The organism is Mycobacterium sp. 141, from assembly GCF_000382405.1.
In the GTDB taxonomy this organism is placed as follows: Bacteria; Actinomycetota; Actinomycetes; order Mycobacteriales; family Mycobacteriaceae; genus Mycobacterium.
Genome location: NZ_KB908258.1, coordinates 370,885 through 386,065 on the forward strand (window position 1 = coordinate 370,885; position 15,181 = coordinate 386,065).

Here is a 15,181-nt window from a genome sequence, read left to right on the forward strand (position 1 = left end):
ATGCCCAACGGAAAACCCAACATCCTGGTCATCTGGGGCGATGACATCGGGATCTGGAACCTGAGTTGTTACAGCCGCGGCATGATGGGCTACTCAACTCCCAATATCGACCGGATCGCCAATGAGGGAATGCTTTTCACCGACTCGTACGGTGAGCAGAGCTGCACCGCGGGCCGGGCCTCGTTCATCACGGGCCAGAGCGTCTACCGCACCGGGATGAGCAAGGTGGGCATGCCCGGCGTCGACGTGGGACTCCAGAAGGAAGACCCGACGATCGCCGAGCTGCTGAAACCATTGGGTTACGCCACAGGCCAATTCGGCAAGAACCACCTCGGCGACCTCAACAAGTACCTGCCGACGGCACACGGATTCGACGAGTTCTTCGGCAACCTGTACCACCTCAATGCCGAAGAAGAACCCGAGCACGAGGACTACCCCACCGAGGAGGAAGCTCCCTTGCTCCGAAACGCACTGATGCCGCGCGGCGTCATTCATTCCTGGGCCACCGCGGAGGATTCCGGTGAGGTGGATCCGCGCTACGGGCCGGTCGGCAAACAACGTATCGAGGACACCGGCCCGCTGACCAAAAAGCGGATGGAGACCGTCGACGATGAGACGACTGCCGCCTGTGCGGATTTCATCAGGCGCCAGCACGAGTCCGATACACCGTTCTTCGTGTGGATGAACATGACGCACATGCACTTCCGGACCCACACCAAGCCGGAGAGCGAGGGCCAGGCGGGACGCTGGCAGTCGCCGTATCACGACACGATGATCGACCACGATCGCAACGTGGGCACGCTGCTCGACCTCGTCGACGAACTCGGCATCGCCGAGGACACCATCGTCGTCTACTCCACCGACAACGGTCCGCACGCCAACAGCTGGCCCGATGGTGCGACGACGCCGTTCCGCAGCGAGAAGAACACGAACTGGGAAGGCGCGTTCCGGATTCCCGAGATGATTCGTTGGCCGGAGAAGATCAAGGCCGGTTCGGTATCGAATGAGATTGTGCAACATCATGATTGGTTACCAACGTTTCTCGCAGCGGCAGGTGACCCGGACGTGGTCGAGAAACTCAAGTCCGGCCACAAGGCCGGCGCCGACGGCGAGACCGAGTACAAGGTGCACATCGACGGCTACAACCTGTTGCCTTATCTCACCGGCGAGGTGGACAAGTCGCCCCGGCGCGGGATGATCTACTTCTCCGACGACGGTGATGTCCTGGGGATCCGGGCGGACAATTGGAAGATCGTATTCATGGAGCAGCGCTGCCAGGGCACCCTCGAGGTGTGGTTCGAACCGTTCACGAAGCTGCGGGCGCCGAAGTTGTTCAACCTGCGCACCGACCCGTTCGAGCGCGCCGATGTCACCTCGAACACCTACTGGGACTGGGTGATCGACCGGCTGTACCTGATGTTCTACGGCGGCGCGATCGTCAACCAGTTCCTGGAGACCTTCAAAGAATTCCCGCCGCGCCAAAAGCCGGCCTCGTTCACCATCAACAACGCCGTGGAGGAGCTGGAGAAGTTCCTGGCCACCCGGGGCGGGTGAGCGTGGCAGAACTGGAGTCATGGAAGGACGGGCCGGTGAAGGCGGGGATCGTCGACTTCACCGTCCGGGCCTCCGCCGAGGTCGCACCTGAGGACCGCGTCGCGGTGTTCGACAACGACGGCACGCTGTGGTGTGAAAAGCCGGCCTACATCCAGCTGGATTTCCTGGTGCGCAGACTGGCCGAACAGGCCGCGGCCGACCCCGCGCTGGCCGCCAGGCAGCCCTACGCCGCGGCCGCCTCGGGCGACCTCGGCTGGTTCGGCGACGCCGTCACCAAGCATTACACCGGCGACGATTCGGCGCTGAAAGTCCTTGCCGGCGGGATACTCTCGGCTTACGCGGGATTGGCCGTCGAAGACCACGCCGAGTACGTCAAGGCGTTCTTCGCCGGTGCCCAACACCCGACGCTCAAGCGCCCATACACCGCCTGCGGGTACGGGCCGATGGTCGAACTGTTGCGCTACCTTGAGGCGAACGGCTTCACCACCTACATCGCATCCGGCGGCGGACGGGACTTCATGCGTCCTGTCACCGCCCAGATGTACGGCATACCACCGGAACGGGTCATCGGCAGCTCGGTCGGGCTCGACTTCACCGATGGCCACCTCAAGACCACCCCCACACTGGAGTTCTTCGATGACGGCCCGATCAAGCCGGTGCGCATCTGGGGTCGTATCGGGCGCCGGCCGATCTTCGCCGCGGGCAACTCCAACGGCGACATCGAAATGCTCGAATACACCAGCGCGGGGTCGGGCCCATCGCTGAGCTTGCTGCTGCGCCACGACGACGCGGAGCGCGAATTCGATTACACCGCAGGCGCGGAGAAGGCGCTGGCACTGGCCGGCGAACGCGGGTGGACGGTGGCCAGCATGCGTGACGATTGGTCTCGGATCTTTGACTGAGTCCGATGCCGGCCTGGTCTGGATACCGGCACAGACCACCATGCTCGGTTCCGACCGGCATTATGCCGAGGAAGGTCCCGCTCGGCCGGTCAGCACCGACGGCTTCTGGATCCAGTCGCATCAGGTGACGAACAGCCAGTTCGCGCAGTTCGTTTCAGCAACCGGCTACCTCACGCTCGCCGAACGACCCGTCAGCGCCGCCGATTTCCCCGACGCCCCGCCGGAGAACCTGGTGCCCGGCTCCATGGTGTTCCGGCGGACCACGGGCCCGGTGGATCTGCGGCACCTGAACCTCTGGTGGACCTGGACGCCAGGCGCATGCTGGAACCATCCGCGCGGGCCACGGTCGTCACTGCGCGGGCGCGAGACGCACCCTGTGGTGCACATCGCCCATGAGGACGCCGAAGCCTATGCCCGCTGGGCCGGCCTGGCGCTGCCCACCGAGTCAGAGTGGGAGACAGCCGCGCGCGGCGGGCTTTCCGGAGCGGCCTACACGTGGGGCGACGAGCCGGAGCAGCCCGGTCAGCGGCTGGCCAACTACTGGCACGGCGAGTTTCCGTATCTACCCGAAACGGGATACGGCACAACCAAACCGGTGGGCAGCTTCCCGCCCAACGACTACGGACTGTTCGACATGGCGGGCAATGTCTGGGAGTGGACCAGCGACTGGTACGGCGCTGATCGGGCCATGCAATCGTGCTGTGCTGCAGATAGCTTCGACCCTAATCAGCCTCAGTTCGAGATCGGCCGCAAGGTGATCAAGGGCGGATCGTTCCTGTGCGCCGACAGCTACTGCATGCGCTACCGGCCCGCGGCCCGGCGTCCACAGATGGTGGACACCGGCATGAGTCACATCGGTTTTCGCTGTGTCAGACGTCTGCCGCAGGCCGGCTCTCGCTGAACCTGCGGTGCGGCTCAGGCCAGCTGTGGGTCGGCGGCGATGCTGTCATCGTCGACGAACACCAAGCCACCGTCGTCGAGGTTGACGGCCCACCGCCGGGCCGGTTCGACGATCCGCTCACCGGCGATCTCGACCGCGGTCCCTGCCAGATCCGCGAAGTCCTCGACGACTACCCCATGTAGGGCATCGTCGGTCCCGGGATACACCGTGACCGGTGTACCTACAGTTATCTGACCGGCAACCTGCTCCGGTCCGCTGTCGTTAACCCCCGCCACGGCATCTTCTGGCATTCCGCACCTCCCCAATTGTCGACGAGTGCAACCGAGTACATCACAAACACCTGCGATCGGCTCGTTTTCGTTTCTTCTTCATAGTCACAATGCAGATACACCAGGCAAACAGACAAATCGAAAAGTGAATGATTGTCGGGCAGATCCTCACAGAAAACAGGCGAAGCGATGCCGACCATCACAGTCGGACGCTCATAGCGATCGCAAATCCCGTTCGTCAGTGGCAACTGAAGACACATTTGCTTATGCATATCTCTACACAGGATACGGCATGCCTAATAGATTGCTGTCTGACATTCAGCTAGGTCAGACACGGCGCCCACCGACAACCACATCGACGGCGGCGACACACGGCAGACCGCCCCATGAAACTCGCCGGGGCGCAGCCGCCGAACCTGCAGCGTGCGTGACGCTAAGGTCAGCGCAACGGCGGGAAAGGCGGTATGGACAACCAATTCACGCTCACCCAGAGACGCGCGTTGACGGTCACCACCGTCATCGCGCTACTCGCCGGCGCCTACTTCCTGCGCAGCTTCTTCGTCCTCATCGTGATGGCCGCCGTCAGCGCCTATCTGTTCTCGCCGCTGTACCACCGGTTACTTCGCCGGTTCGGAGCCGGCGTATCGGCCGCTCTGACGTTGCTGTGGGCCCTGGTGCTGTTGGTCGTGCCGGTGTCACTGCTGGTTTTCCTCGGGATCGTGCAGGTCACCCAGATGGTCAACGCCGTCAGCAACTGGGTGGCCGCAACCGATCTGAGCACCCTGGGCTCCCGCACTCTCGATCTCATCAACTCGTTGCTGGAGCGGGTGCCGTTCCTGCACATCCACGTCACGGCCGAATCGTTGCGCGAGACCATCGTCACGTTGTCTCAGCACATCGGCGAATGGTTACTCGGTGTCCTACAGGGCGCCGTCGGAGGGATGGTCGGCGCCATCACGGCAGCGATCATCTTCCTGTACGTGTTCATCTCACTGCTGGTCAACCAGGACGGCGTACTGACCCTCATCCGTCGGCTCAATCCGCTCGGCGAAGAGATAACCGATCTGTACCTGGCCAAGATCGGGGCCATGGTCAAGGGCACGGTCAAAGGTCAGTTCGTGATCGCACTGTGCCAGGGCCTCGCCGGCGCGATCTCGGTCTACATCGGCGGCTTCCACGAAGGGTTCTTCATCTTCGCGATCCTGCTGACCGCGCTGTCGGTGATCCCGCTCGGCGGCGGCATCGTGACCATCCCGTTCGGCATCGGAATGGTGTTCTTCGGCAATGTCACCGGCGGCATTTTCGTGGTGGTATGGCATCTGCTGGTGGTCACCAACATCGACAACGTGCTGCGTCCGTTCCTGGTACCGAAGGCCGCGCGGCTGGACCCGGCACTGATGCTGCTGGCCGTCTTTGCCGGTATCTCGATGTTCGGCTTCTTCGGCCTCGTGATCGGCCCGGTGCTGATGATCATCATCGTCACCACCGTGAGCGTCTATCTGGCGGTCTACAAAGGTGTCGAACTGGACGCGCCCGAGGCCGAAGCACCCCGTAAACGGCTGTGGTCCCGGATGCGCGTAGCGGCGGCCAAGGCCACGAACTCGCCCGCCGAAGCGGACGCCTCGGACACCGAACCCGCTACGCCGGCGTCAGACAAGCCCTGAGCGTGCTGAACCGCCGGTCAGCGCTGCACGGGAAGTGGCGACTGCTTCTGCGTCGCTGCAGCCAGCGTACGGAACTCATCCGTACCGCCGGCGCCCGTGATGGCGACCTGGGCCGGGCCGCTCAGGCGCGTCGTCCATACCGGCTCGGGGTTCTCACCTTCGTAGACCACCCAGGTGACACCGTCGACGTTCTGCGTCCCCGATGGATAGGCGCCTGCCTTGATCGAGGACACCAGCGCGGTCTCGTCGGCGTTGCTCTGGGTCAGGCTCAGGTAGGCCCCGGTGGGAGTCAAGTAGCCGACCCGAGACAACACCGCACGCCCGCGCTGCCCATCCGGCAACGTGAGGCCACCGTCGATACTGCCGCGGCTACCGGAGTTGGCCTGCCAGCCCTGGGGCAGCTGTGGTACCCGCAGCGGGATCTTGAGCGCATCGGCATCGGCATGCAATCCGGCGACCGCGTCGTACACCGGCGCCGGACCACGGCCCGGTCCGTCGGTCCCCAACGAGCACATGCCCAGCATGCCGGCGAGCACGATGCACGCCAGTACCAGCGGCGCCATCGACCAGAACATGTCGCGGCCGTCCTGCAGCAACCGCGACTTTTCCGGCTTCGGGACCGGAGTGGGCTGGGTGGTCATGATTGCAGTATCCCAGCTCCCCGAACCACGTCCCGTTCTGGGAGAATCACACCATGAGTCCCAGGCGGGGCGAAGCCCCGGATCGCAACCTTGCCCTCGAACTCGTCCGGGTCACCGAGGCGGGAGCCATGGCCGCAGGCAGGTGGGTCGGCCGCGGTGACAAAGAACGCGGCGACGGCGCGGCCGTCGACGCCATGCGGGAGCTGGTCAACTCGGTCTCCATGCGCGGCGTCGTGGTGATCGGCGAGGGCGAGAAGGACAACGCTCCGATGCTCTACAACGGGGAGGAAGTCGGCAACGGCGACGGCCCCGACTGCGACTTCGCGGTCGACCCGGTCGACGGCACCACACTTCTGAGCAAGGGCCTGCCCAACGCCATCTCTGTGCTCGCGGTCGCCGAGCGCGGGGCGATGTTCGACCCGTCGGCTGTCTTCTACATGAACAAGATCGCCGTCGGCCCCGAAGCCGCCGCGGCCATCGACATCAGCGCCCCGATCGGCGAGAACATCCGCCAGGTCGCCAAAGCCAAGCGCCTTTCGGTCGAGGACGTGACGGTCTGCATCCTCGACCGGCCGCGCCACGAGCAGCTGATCGCCGACGTCCGCGACGCCGGCGCCCGGATCCGGCTGATCACCGACGGCGACGTCGCCGGCGCGATCGCGGCCTGCCGGCCCAACTCGGGCACCGACATGCTGGCCGGCATCGGCGGCACCCCCGAGGGCATCATCGCCGCGGCTGCCATTCGCTGTATGGGCGGCGCGATCCAGGCCAAACTGGCGCCCAAGGATGACGCCGAGCGGCAGAACGCCATCGACCGGGGCTATGACCTCGACGCGGTGCTGGTCACCGACCAGCTGGTGTCCGGCGAGAACGTCTTCTTCTGCGCCACCGGCGTGACCGACGGCGACCTGCTCAGGGGCGTGCGCTACGCCAGCGGTGGGTGCACCACGCAGTCGATCGTCATGCGGTCCAAGTCCGGCACCGTCCGGATGATCGAGGCCTACCACCGGCTGTCCAAGCTCAACGAATACTCCGCCATCGATTTCATCGGTGACGCGTCCGCCGTCCGACCCCTGCCGTAATCGACCGCACAAACCAAAAGGGAGCACATGACCATCGACAGCGCCGTCGAGTACCGCATCGAGCACGACACAATGGGCGAGGTCCGGGTGCCGGTCAACGCCCTGTGGCGGGCCCAGACGCAACGTGCCGTGGAGAACTTCCCCATCTCCTTCCGCGGGCTGGAGCGCACCCAGATCCGGGCGCTGGGTCTGCTGAAGGCGGCCTGCGCACAGGTCAACAAGGACCTGGGTCTGCTGGCCCCGGAGAAGGCCGACGCGATCATCGCCGCAGCCGGCGAGATCGCCGACGGCCTCCACGATGACCAGTTCCCCATCGACGTGTTCCAGACCGGTTCGGGCACGAGCTCGAACATGAACACCAATGAGGTGATCGCGTCGATCGCGGCCGCGGGCGGCGTGACGGTGCATCCGAATGACGACGTGAACATGTCCCAGAGTTCCAACGACACGTTCCCTACCGCGACGCACATCGCGGCCACCGAAGCCGCTGTGCGCCACCTGATCCCGGCGCTCGAGGTGCTGCACGAGTCGCTGGCCGCCAAGGCCAAGCAGTGGCGCACCGTGGTGAAGTCGGGCCGCACCCACCTGATGGATGCGGTGCCGGTGACGCTGGGCCAGGAGTTCGGCGGCTACGCCCGCCAGATCGAGGCCGGCATAGAAAGGGTGCGGGCGACGCTGCCCCGACTGGGTGAACTGGCCATCGGCGGCACCGCTGTCGGCACCGGACTCAACGCTCCGGACGGCTTCGGCGCCAAGGTGGTCGAGGTGCTGGTGAACGAGACCGGGCTGGCCGAACTGCGCACCGCCATCGACTCTTTCGAGGCCCAGGCGGCCCGCGACGGGCTGGTCGAGGCGTCGGGTGCGCTGCGCACCATCGCGGTGTCGCTGACCAAGATCGCCAACGACGTGCGGTGGATGGGTTCGGGGCCGCTGACCGGCCTGGCCGAGATCCGACTGCCCGACCTGCAACCGGGTAGCTCGATCATGCCGGGCAAGGTGAATCCCGTTCTGCCCGAGGCGGTTACCCAGGTGGCCTGTCAGGTGGTGGGCAACGACGCCGCCATCGCCATGGGTGGAGCCTCAGGGGCTTTCGAACTCAACGTGTACATCCCGATGATGGCGCGCAATCTGCTCGAGTCGTTCACGCTGCTGTCCAACGTGTCCCGACTGTTCGCCGAGCGCTGCATCGACGGCCTGGTGGCCAACGAGGCACACCTGCGCGAGCTGGCCGAATCGTCGCCGTCCATCGTGACCCCGCTGAACTCCGCGATCGGCTACGAGGAGGCCGCCAAAGTCGCCAAGCAGGCCCTGAAGGAAAAGAAGACCATCCGTCAGACGGTCATCGACCGCGGCCTGATCGGCGACAAGCTGTCGGAGGAAGAGCTGGACCGGCGGCTCGACGTGCTGGCCATGGCGAAGGTCAAGCAGGGCGACTAACTTTCCCCCGCGAGCAGACGCTCAAGTCCCTCGACACGCCGGCGTCGGGAGACCTTTGCGTCTGCTCGCCCGAGTTCTCGCGCCGAACATGGGACGGATGTGACTTTGGTCCTCGCGAAAAGGTCTTTCGGCTTACCCTCTCGGCCTGTCCGGCTACGTACGGTTTGACCATGCCGTACGTGATCGGAACAGCATGTGTCGATGTCATGCACAAGGCTTGTGTCCTGCAATGCCCGGTGGATTGCATCTACGAGGGCGCGCGTTCGCTCTACATCAATCCCGATGAGTGCGTGGATTGTGGGGCATGCCGGCTGGAGTGCGACGCGGGGGCGATCTACTACGAAGCCGACCTGCCCGAGAACCAGCGACAGCACCTGGCGGACAACGCCGCATTCTTCACCGAGATTCTCCCGGGCCGCCACACCCCGCTCGGTCCCCCCGGTGGCGCCTACGCACTCGGCCGGATCGGCGTGGACACGCCGCTGGTGAGCGCGCTACCACCCCACGCGTCCTGACCGCCGAGAGGCCGCTCGACTTGGTCTGGGAGTGACGGCTTCTGACGACTCAGCGGCGGGCGCCGATCGGCCGACGGCGCCGAAACGCCTTGTGTGCCTCGACCGCAACGAGAATCGTCGCGGCGACGAGGATCGCGCGCACCCACGCCTCGGCGCTGATCGGCTCGATACCCAGCACATGCTGGAACGGTGGCAGATACATCGCGGAGACGTGCAGGACCAGTGCCCCCAGCGATGCCCAGTTGCTCGTCGTCGGGAGCCGGGGCCGCGGCGGATTCGCCAGAATGCTGTTGGGGTCAGTCGGCTCCGCGGTGGCGCACGCGGCGACCGTCCCGGTGATCGTGGTCCGAGACTAACGGGGCGCAACCCACGGATCCAGGGACTTTCTGCCCTACTGAGCCGCCCCGACCGGCGGCACCGTGAAGAGGTGAGCAGTAGCTTTCCCGACTCCGAAACGCTGCGAACTGCGTTGGCTTTGGCGGTTCGGGCTCCGTCGGTGCACAACTCGCAACCGTGGCGATGGCGGGTCGCCACGCACAGCCTGCACCTCTACGCCGATCCGTCACGGCATCTCCCCGCGACCGATCCCGACCGCCGCGATCTGCTGATCAGTTGCGGCGCGACGCTGCATCACTGTGTCACCGCGCTGGCCCGGCTGGGCTGGAAAGCCACGGTGCACCGGATTCCCGACCCGAGCCACCCGGACCATCTGGCGGTACTCACCCTGACCCCGGCAGCGCCTTACGAGGCCGACCTCGCGATGGCCACCGCGATCCCACGGCGCCGTGCCGACCGTCGGCATTACAGCGGACGGGAGGCCAACGCTGCTGAGATCGCCCTGCTGGGCGTCCGGGTGGCCAGGGCCGGGGTGACGTTGCGCCGAGTGGAATGCCTGACAAGCCTCAATACGATTGTGAAACAAGCGGTTTCCCGCCACATTGAAGACCGCGCCTATCTGAGCGAGCTGAACCGGTGGAGCGGTCGCTATGCGTCGCTGGCCGGAGTACCCGCACACAACACCCCGACATCGGATCCCGACGCGCCCATACCGGGTCGATTGTTCGCCGGTCCCGTTCTGGCGCAACCACCCAACAGTCCGGGCTGTACCGACCATGCCGTGGTGCTGGCGCTCGGCACCCGCGACGACGACACCTTGGCACGGCTGCGCGCCGGTGAGGCCACCAGCCTGCTACTGCTCACCGCCACGATCGCAGACATGGCGTGCTGCCCGATCACCGAACCCCTGGAAATCACGGAGACCCGAGCCGCATTGCGAGAGGAGCTATTCGACGGGCGCGAGTACCCACAGGTGCTCATCCGGGTCGGCCGGGTCGCCGAAGACGCCGCGCCGCTGCCCGCGACACCGCGCCGCACCCTGCGGGTCTAAGCCTGATCTAAGCCGGCAACGGCACCGTCCAGCGCAGCACTGTGCCACCATCGGAACGACTTTCGATGCTCAGCCGGCCACCGGCCGCCTCGGCCCGGTTACGCAGGTTCGCCAATCCGCTTTCGCTGACCGCACCGGTGATGCCGCATCCGTTGTCGGTCACCACGATGCTCAGATCGTCGGCCACTTCCACCCGCACGGTGAGCTCGGTTGCCGCAGCGTGCCGTACCGCGTTGCTGATCGCCTCCCGCACGACCGCCTCAGCATGGTCGGCAAGCACCGCGTCGACGACCGACAGGGGGCCGACGAACTGGGTGGTGGTGTGCAGACCACTGTCGGAGTACTGCACCAGCACCTCATCGAGCCGTTGGCGCAGCCGCGTCGTCCCCGCCGAACGCCCATGCAGGTCGAATATGGCCGTGCGGATCTCCTGGATCACCGCCTGCAGGTCATCCACGCTTTCACTCAGCCGCCGCTGCACATCTGCTGAGCGGGCCCGCTGAATCGTCCCCTGCAGCGCCAGCCCCACGGCGAAAAGCCGCTGGATCACGTGGTCGTGCAGGTCGCGGGCGATGCGTTCGCGATCGGAAAGAATTTCCAGCTCCTGAACGCGGCGCTGAGAACTCGCGAGCTGCCAGGCCAATGCGGCCTGGTCGGCGAACGCCGCGGCCATGTCCATCTGCTCGTCGGTGAAGGCGGGACCGCCCTCGGTACGCAAGGCCACCAGGACGCCTGCCACCGTGTCGGTGGTGCGCAGCGGCAACACCAGCGCCGGACCGACGAATCCGCACAACTCGAATCGATCGGGGCGCTGCGGCCTGCCCACCCGGAAGACCTCCCCGACAGCCGTGCCTGCCACCGGAATCGACTCGGTACCGCAGCCACTCACTGCACCTGCGGTGGCAGCCACCAGCAGCGTGGCGACGTCGCTGCGGTCGGCCTCGGCGTCGGCCGGCACGGCGACCACCGTGCCGTCGGCCCCGGTCAACTTGAGGGCCTCGTCAGCGACCAGCCGGAACACCCTTGCTGGATCGGTACCGCCAAGCAACTCGGTACCGATGTCTCGAGTGGCGGCGATCCAAGCCTGCCGGGCCCTGGACTGCTCATAGAGGCGGGCGTTCTCGATGGCAATGCCCGCGGCTGCTGCCAGCGCCTGCACCAGCACCTCATCGTCCTCACTGAAGGGCTGGCCGGTCATCTTTTCGGTGAGGTAGAGATTGCCGAACACCTCGTCACGGATCCGGACTGGGACACCGAGGAACGTCCGCATCGGCGGGTGGTTCGGCGGGAAACCCACCGACGCCGGGTGCAGGCGAATGTCATCGAGCCGGATGGGCTTCGGATCGTCGATCAGCACGCCGAGCACGCCACGTCCCTCGGGCAGGTGCCCGATGCTCGCCCGCACGGGGTCGTCGATGCCCTCGTTGACGAACTGCGTCAGCTCATGAGCTTCGCCGCGGACACCCAGGGCACCGTAACGGGCATCGACCAGTTGGATCGCGGTGTGCACGATGGTGCTGAGCGTGACATCGAGCTCGAGCCCTGAGGTCACCGCCAGCATCGCCTCGACCAGCCCGTCAAGGCGGTCCCGACCAGTCAGCATCTGCTCGACCCGCTCTTGGACCTCGGTCAACAATTCACGCAATCGCAACTGCGACAGCGTTCCTCGCAGATCGTCGGCCACCCGACCAACCTAGCCGGGTCGGTCCAGTTTGGAGACGAAGACTGCAGCCTGAGTCCGTCGCTCCATGCCGAGCTTGGCCAGCAAGCGCGACACATAGTTTTTCACGGTCTTCTCGGCGAGGAACATCCTGGCTGCGATCTGTTTGTTGGTCAGGCCTTCGCCCAGCAGCTCCAGCAGAACCCGTTCCTGCTGAGTCAGGCCTGACAGCGGGTCGGCACGCTCGGCGTTGCTGCGTAGCTTGGCCATCAACGCCGCGGCCGCCCGGTTGTCCAGCAGGGACCGGCCGGCCCCGACTTCCTTGATGGCCTGCGCGAGCTCCATCCCCTTGATGTCCTTGACGACGTAGCCGCTGGCACCGGCGAGGATGGCATCCAGCATCGCCTCGTCGGAGGTGAACGAGGTCAACATCAGGCACCGCAGATCGGGTATGCGCGACAACAGCTCCCGGCACAGCTCGATGCCGTTGCCGTCGGGCAAGCGCACATCGAGCACCGCGACGTCTGGCGCGCTCGCGGGTACCCGGGCCAGGGCCTGCGCCACCGAATCCGCCTCGCCGATCACCTCCAGCTCCGGATCGGCACTGAGAAGATCGATCAGGCCGCGGCGCACCAGCTCGTGGTCGTCAACCAGGAAGACTCTGATCATCTCCCGAGTCTCACCGCTGTCGGGACCGATCGCAACAGCATGACGAATCTCTATGCAATAGTGAGGAAGTCAGTGACAGGCCGGCGCGGGGTCGGCGGCGGCACCTCTTCGAGCACCGGGGCGAGCCCGATCCGGGCCAGTACCTGCGGGCAGGCGTCCCGACCGATCAGGGTGGCAACGACGTCACGGCTGGCATGCAGCTCGGTCATCTGCGTCACCGGGCAGGTCGCCAGGCCTGCCATCGTGGCCTCCAGCAGCACCATCGACAGTGCTTCACCGGCGTCCAACGCGTCCGCGCGACTGAAGCCGTCGGTCGACAGCACGATGACACGTGCCGCGTCGTCGGCGATGGCCGGGCGCCGATCGGTGTGGGCGGTGACGGGGAACGCCCGGGACAGCGCAACACGTTCACTTTCGGCCGCCGATACCAGCGCACTCTGCGGGATGCCGTCACTTGTCGCGAAAGGCGTTGTCCACCAAGCCAGATCAGCGTGATATCCGGAGTCGTAGAGCCGCAGCGACTCGCTGAGCATGGCGGCATCGGCCACCTCTGACCGCATGTCCTCGGTCAGCACGTCCAGATGCACCGGCCCGGTGTCCAGCCAGGTCCGCAGCATCGGTTCGAAGGACTCCCAATCCGGTGGCGCGGCCATCGGCAGCCGGTCGGTGCGACGGGCCAAGATCGCATCGGCGCGCCGCCGGTGGGCATCGGTGACGAAACCCAGCGGGCTGAACTGCAGCGTCGCCAGGTGATCCGGATGGTTCGGGTCGGGGAACCGCTCGACGTCGGCAGCCCAGCCGGCGGCTGCCATAGCGACCACGACATGGTCCAACATCACCCCGCAGCTGATGACAGCCTCCCGCGCCGAACGGTCCGTGGAACGCACGACCCGTTCCGGATCGAGGTACAGCTCCAAGCCGTAGCTGCTTGTGCCCCTCCCGTCCGCGCCGGAGGTGTACACCCACCGCCACGGTTGAGTGTTGTGCAGCGACGGGGCACGCGAGGCCAGCTGAACGGCTTTGACGATGGTGGCGCTGTCGAGCGTGGTGTCGGGCATGCCACCAGCGTTGTCTCCGACGACCGATCGGGTTAGGGTCTTTGGTCCTCTAGCGGGTGCGATGCACATCTCACCGGCTCACGCCCCGTTGTTCACCCCACCGGAGTTGGCACCGGGGATGTCGGTGATCGGGAAGTTCGGCATCGGGGCCGGCGACGGCGTCGCCGACAGCTCCGGGATGCTGGCGGGCGGAATGTCCTGCAGACCGTTGACGGGTGGACCGTTCTCGCGGCTGCCGTAGCTGGTACCCGGCTCCCGCGGTCCGAGGAGGTGGGTGACCGTCACCAGGTGGTAGTCATTGGCCTTGAGCACCGGGATGAACTGCTGCACCAGATCGACGGTGGATGAGTAGGTGTCGTGGAAGAGCACCACCGAGTTGGGCTTGATCTGAGTCATCAGCATGTACCGGGTGGCCGCGGTGTTCGAGTCGTTGGCCCAGTCGAATGGGATGACGTCCCAGTTGATGTCGGCCAGGCCCTGCTTCTTGGCCTCGGCCAGCACCGCGTCGTTGATCAGCCCGCCTGCGGTGCGGAACAGCTTCGGCCGCTGACCGGTCGCCGCCTCGATGGCATCGCTGGCCTTGGACAGCTGCGACGAGATGTCTTCAGGCGGGATGGTGGTCATGTTGGGGTGCTCCCAGGTGTGCTGGCCGAGCTCCATGCCTGCCTCGACCACCCGCTTGGCGCCCGCAGGGTTGGCCGCGACCTTGTTGCCGATCTCGAAGAACGTCGCCTTGGCGTCGTTGTCCCGCAGGATCTTCAACAGCCGATCGGTGTACGGGCTGGGGCCGTCGTCGAACGTGAAGGCGATGCACTTCTCCACTGCACAGTCGACATCATCGGCCGAGGCTTTCCGGATGTGACCCGTGAGTGCACCGCCGACCAGGACCACCACGGCGACGAAAATGCCGACGACGGTCCACCGCCACGCCTGGCTGTCGGGGAGTCTCGCCACCCCGGCAGCCTACCGGCCCTGCGATTTGTGTGCGTTTACCAGCGGTGAGCGCCAGTAAACGCACACAAATCACTCAGGGCAGGGCGCCGGGGCTGTACTCCTCCAGCATCTCGGTGACCAGCGCGGCGATCGGCGAGCGTTCGCTGCGCTGCAACGTGATGTGGGCGAACAGCGGGTGGCCCTTGAGCTTCTCGATCACCGCCGCGACACCGTCGTGCCTGCCGACCCGCAGGTTGTCCCGTTGCGCGACGTCATGGGTGAGCACCACGCGTGAGCCGGCGCCGAGCCGCGACAGCACCGTCAGCAAGACGTTGCGTTCCAGTGACTGGGCTTCGTCGACGATGACGAAGGAGTCGTGCAGCGACCGGCCGCGGATGTGGGTCAACGGCAGCACTTCGAGCATGCCGCGGGACAGCACCTCGTCGAGCACTGCTGGGCTGGCCAGGCCCTCCAGGGTGTCGAAGACAGCCTGTGCCCACGGGCCCATC

Annotated in this window: 16 protein-coding genes and 1 pseudogene; 9 read left to right on the forward strand and 8 right to left on the reverse strand. The window is 65.8% G+C overall.

Annotation, left to right across the window (positions count from 1 at the left end):
* The 3 genes from H276_RS0109025 to H276_RS0109035 are packed head-to-tail and all read left to right on the forward strand — an operon-like array spanning position 1 to position 3,357.
* The gene (locus H276_RS0109025; protein ID WP_019970977.1) at positions 1–1,554 is read left to right on the forward strand and encodes an arylsulfatase; all 1,554 of its coding nucleotides are present in this window, start codon (positions 1–3) and stop codon (positions 1,552–1,554) included.
* Positions 1,551–2,456: an HAD family hydrolase gene (locus H276_RS0109030; RefSeq protein ID WP_019970978.1), complete on the forward strand. Its 906-nt coding sequence runs from the start codon at positions 1,551–1,553 to the stop codon at positions 2,454–2,456. The genes H276_RS0109025 and H276_RS0109030 overlap by 4 nt, the downstream gene beginning before the upstream one ends.
* On the forward strand, positions 2,449–3,357 hold the full coding sequence (locus H276_RS0109035) for a formylglycine-generating enzyme family protein (protein ID WP_019970979.1): 909 nt from the start codon (positions 2,449–2,451) through the stop codon (positions 3,355–3,357). Before H276_RS0109030 ends, H276_RS0109035 begins: the two co-directional genes overlap by 8 nt.
* A gap of 14 nt (positions 3,358–3,371) precedes the next feature.
* Here H276_RS0109035 and H276_RS0109040 read toward each other — a convergent pair whose 3' ends face one another.
* Positions 3,372–3,647 (reverse strand): hypothetical protein, encoded by a 276-nt coding sequence (locus tag H276_RS0109040; protein ID WP_019970980.1) that lies wholly within the window; start codon positions 3,645–3,647, stop codon positions 3,372–3,374.
* Positions 3,648–4,090: 443 nt separating this feature from the next.
* On the opposite strand from H276_RS0109040, the gene H276_RS0109045 reads away from it, so the two are divergent.
* Positions 4,091–5,290 carry an AI-2E family transporter gene (locus H276_RS0109045; protein WP_019970981.1) on the forward strand — a complete coding sequence of 400 codons (1,200 nt, stop codon included), beginning with the start codon at positions 4,091–4,093 and terminating at the stop codon, positions 5,288–5,290.
* Positions 5,291–5,307: 17 nt separating this feature from the next.
* On the opposite strand, the gene H276_RS0109050 is transcribed toward H276_RS0109045, so the two are convergent.
* Positions 5,308–5,931 (reverse strand): DUF4245 domain-containing protein, encoded by a 624-nt coding sequence (locus H276_RS0109050; protein ID WP_019970982.1) that lies wholly within the window; start codon positions 5,929–5,931, stop codon positions 5,308–5,310.
* 53 nt (positions 5,932–5,984) lie between these two features.
* Here H276_RS0109050 and glpX point away from each other — a divergent pair, with 53 nt between their 5' ends.
* The 3 genes from glpX to fdxA all read left to right on the forward strand — a co-directional run bounded on the left by glpX (position 5,985) and on the right by fdxA (position 8,965).
* Positions 5,985–7,013, forward strand: coding sequence for a class II fructose-bisphosphatase (glpX, locus tag H276_RS0109055; RefSeq protein WP_019970983.1), 1,029 nt, complete (start codon positions 5,985–5,987; stop codon positions 7,011–7,013).
* A 27-nt stretch (positions 7,014–7,040) separates the two neighbouring features.
* Positions 7,041–8,450 carry a class II fumarate hydratase gene (locus H276_RS0109060; RefSeq protein ID WP_019970984.1) on the forward strand — a complete coding sequence of 470 codons (1,410 nt, stop codon included), beginning with the start codon at positions 7,041–7,043 and terminating at the stop codon, positions 8,448–8,450.
* 170 nt (positions 8,451–8,620) lie between these two features.
* Positions 8,621–8,965, forward strand: a complete 345-nt coding sequence (fdxA, locus tag H276_RS0109065; RefSeq protein ID WP_019970985.1) for a ferredoxin — start codon at positions 8,621–8,623, stop codon at positions 8,963–8,965.
* 49 nt (positions 8,966–9,014) lie between these two features.
* On the opposite strand, the gene H276_RS23985 is transcribed toward fdxA, so the two are convergent.
* Positions 9,015–9,167 (reverse strand): cation transporting ATPase C-terminal domain-containing protein, encoded by a 153-nt coding sequence (locus tag H276_RS23985; RefSeq protein WP_019970986.1) that lies wholly within the window; start codon positions 9,165–9,167, stop codon positions 9,015–9,017.
* 34 nt (positions 9,168–9,201) lie between these two features.
* Here H276_RS23985 and H276_RS23990 point away from each other — a divergent pair.
* Together H276_RS23990 and H276_RS0109075 are read left to right on the forward strand one after the other, a co-directional pair.
* Positions 9,202–9,321 (forward strand): annotated as a pseudogene (locus H276_RS23990) (universal stress protein); the annotation flags it as partial.
* Positions 9,322–9,392: 71 nt separating this feature from the next.
* Positions 9,393–10,352 (forward strand): Acg family FMN-binding oxidoreductase, encoded by a 960-nt coding sequence (locus H276_RS0109075; RefSeq protein ID WP_019970987.1) that lies wholly within the window; start codon positions 9,393–9,395, stop codon positions 10,350–10,352.
* Between the two features lie 7 nt (positions 10,353–10,359).
* Here H276_RS0109075 and H276_RS0109080 read toward each other — a convergent pair whose 3' ends face one another.
* From H276_RS0109080 to H276_RS0109100, 5 genes are all read right to left on the reverse strand, one after another.
* Positions 10,360–12,036 carry a GAF domain-containing sensor histidine kinase gene (locus tag H276_RS0109080; protein ID WP_019970988.1) on the reverse strand — a complete coding sequence of 559 codons (1,677 nt, stop codon included), beginning with the start codon at positions 12,034–12,036 and terminating at the stop codon, positions 10,360–10,362.
* 9 nt (positions 12,037–12,045) lie between these two features.
* Positions 12,046–12,681 carry a hypoxia response regulator transcription factor DosR/DevR gene (locus H276_RS0109085; protein ID WP_018598863.1) on the reverse strand — a complete coding sequence of 212 codons (636 nt, stop codon included), beginning with the start codon at positions 12,679–12,681 and terminating at the stop codon, positions 12,046–12,048.
* 50 nt (positions 12,682–12,731) lie between these two features.
* The gene (locus H276_RS0109090) at positions 12,732–13,739 is read right to left on the reverse strand and encodes an Acg family FMN-binding oxidoreductase (RefSeq protein ID WP_019970989.1); all 1,008 of its coding nucleotides are present in this window, start codon (positions 13,737–13,739) and stop codon (positions 12,732–12,734) included.
* A gap of 78 nt (positions 13,740–13,817) precedes the next feature.
* Positions 13,818–14,693, reverse strand: coding sequence for a polysaccharide deacetylase family protein (locus H276_RS0109095; RefSeq protein WP_019970990.1), 876 nt, complete (start codon positions 14,691–14,693; stop codon positions 13,818–13,820).
* 73 nt (positions 14,694–14,766) lie between these two features.
* A partial coding sequence (locus tag H276_RS0109100) for a PhoH family protein (RefSeq protein ID WP_019970991.1) occupies positions 14,767–15,181 on the reverse strand: 415 nt, incomplete at its 5' end.

What these genes read in the sequence shown, in the direction of transcription:
- fdxA (WP_019970985.1), top strand. Translation starts at nt 8,621, where the DNA reads ATGCCGTACGTGATCGGAACAGCATGTGTCGATGTCATGCACAAGGCT.
- H276_RS0109025 (WP_019970977.1), top strand. Translation starts at nt 1, where the DNA reads ATGCCCAACGGAAAACCCAACATCCTGGTCATCTGGGGCGATGACATC.
- H276_RS0109090 (WP_019970989.1), bottom strand. Translation starts at nt 13,739, where the DNA reads ATGCCCGACACCACGCTCGACAGCGCCACCATCGTCAAAGCCGTTCAG.
- H276_RS0109050 (WP_019970982.1), bottom strand. Translation starts at nt 5,931, where the DNA reads ATGACCACCCAGCCCACTCCGGTCCCGAAGCCGGAAAAGTCGCGGTTG.
- H276_RS0109085 (WP_018598863.1), bottom strand. Translation starts at nt 12,681, where the DNA reads ATGATCAGAGTCTTCCTGGTTGACGACCACGAGCTGGTGCGCCGCGGC.
- H276_RS23985 (WP_019970986.1), bottom strand. Translation starts at nt 9,167, where the DNA reads ATGTATCTGCCACCGTTCCAGCATGTGCTGGGTATCGAGCCGATCAGC.
- H276_RS0109040 (WP_019970980.1), bottom strand. Translation starts at nt 3,647, where the DNA reads ATGCCAGAAGATGCCGTGGCGGGGGTTAACGACAGCGGACCGGAGCAG.
- H276_RS0109045 (WP_019970981.1), top strand. Translation starts at nt 4,091, where the DNA reads ATGGACAACCAATTCACGCTCACCCAGAGACGCGCGTTGACGGTCACC.
- H276_RS0109060 (WP_019970984.1), top strand. Translation starts at nt 7,041, where the DNA reads ATGACCATCGACAGCGCCGTCGAGTACCGCATCGAGCACGACACAATG.
- glpX (WP_019970983.1), top strand. Translation starts at nt 5,985, where the DNA reads ATGAGTCCCAGGCGGGGCGAAGCCCCGGATCGCAACCTTGCCCTCGAA.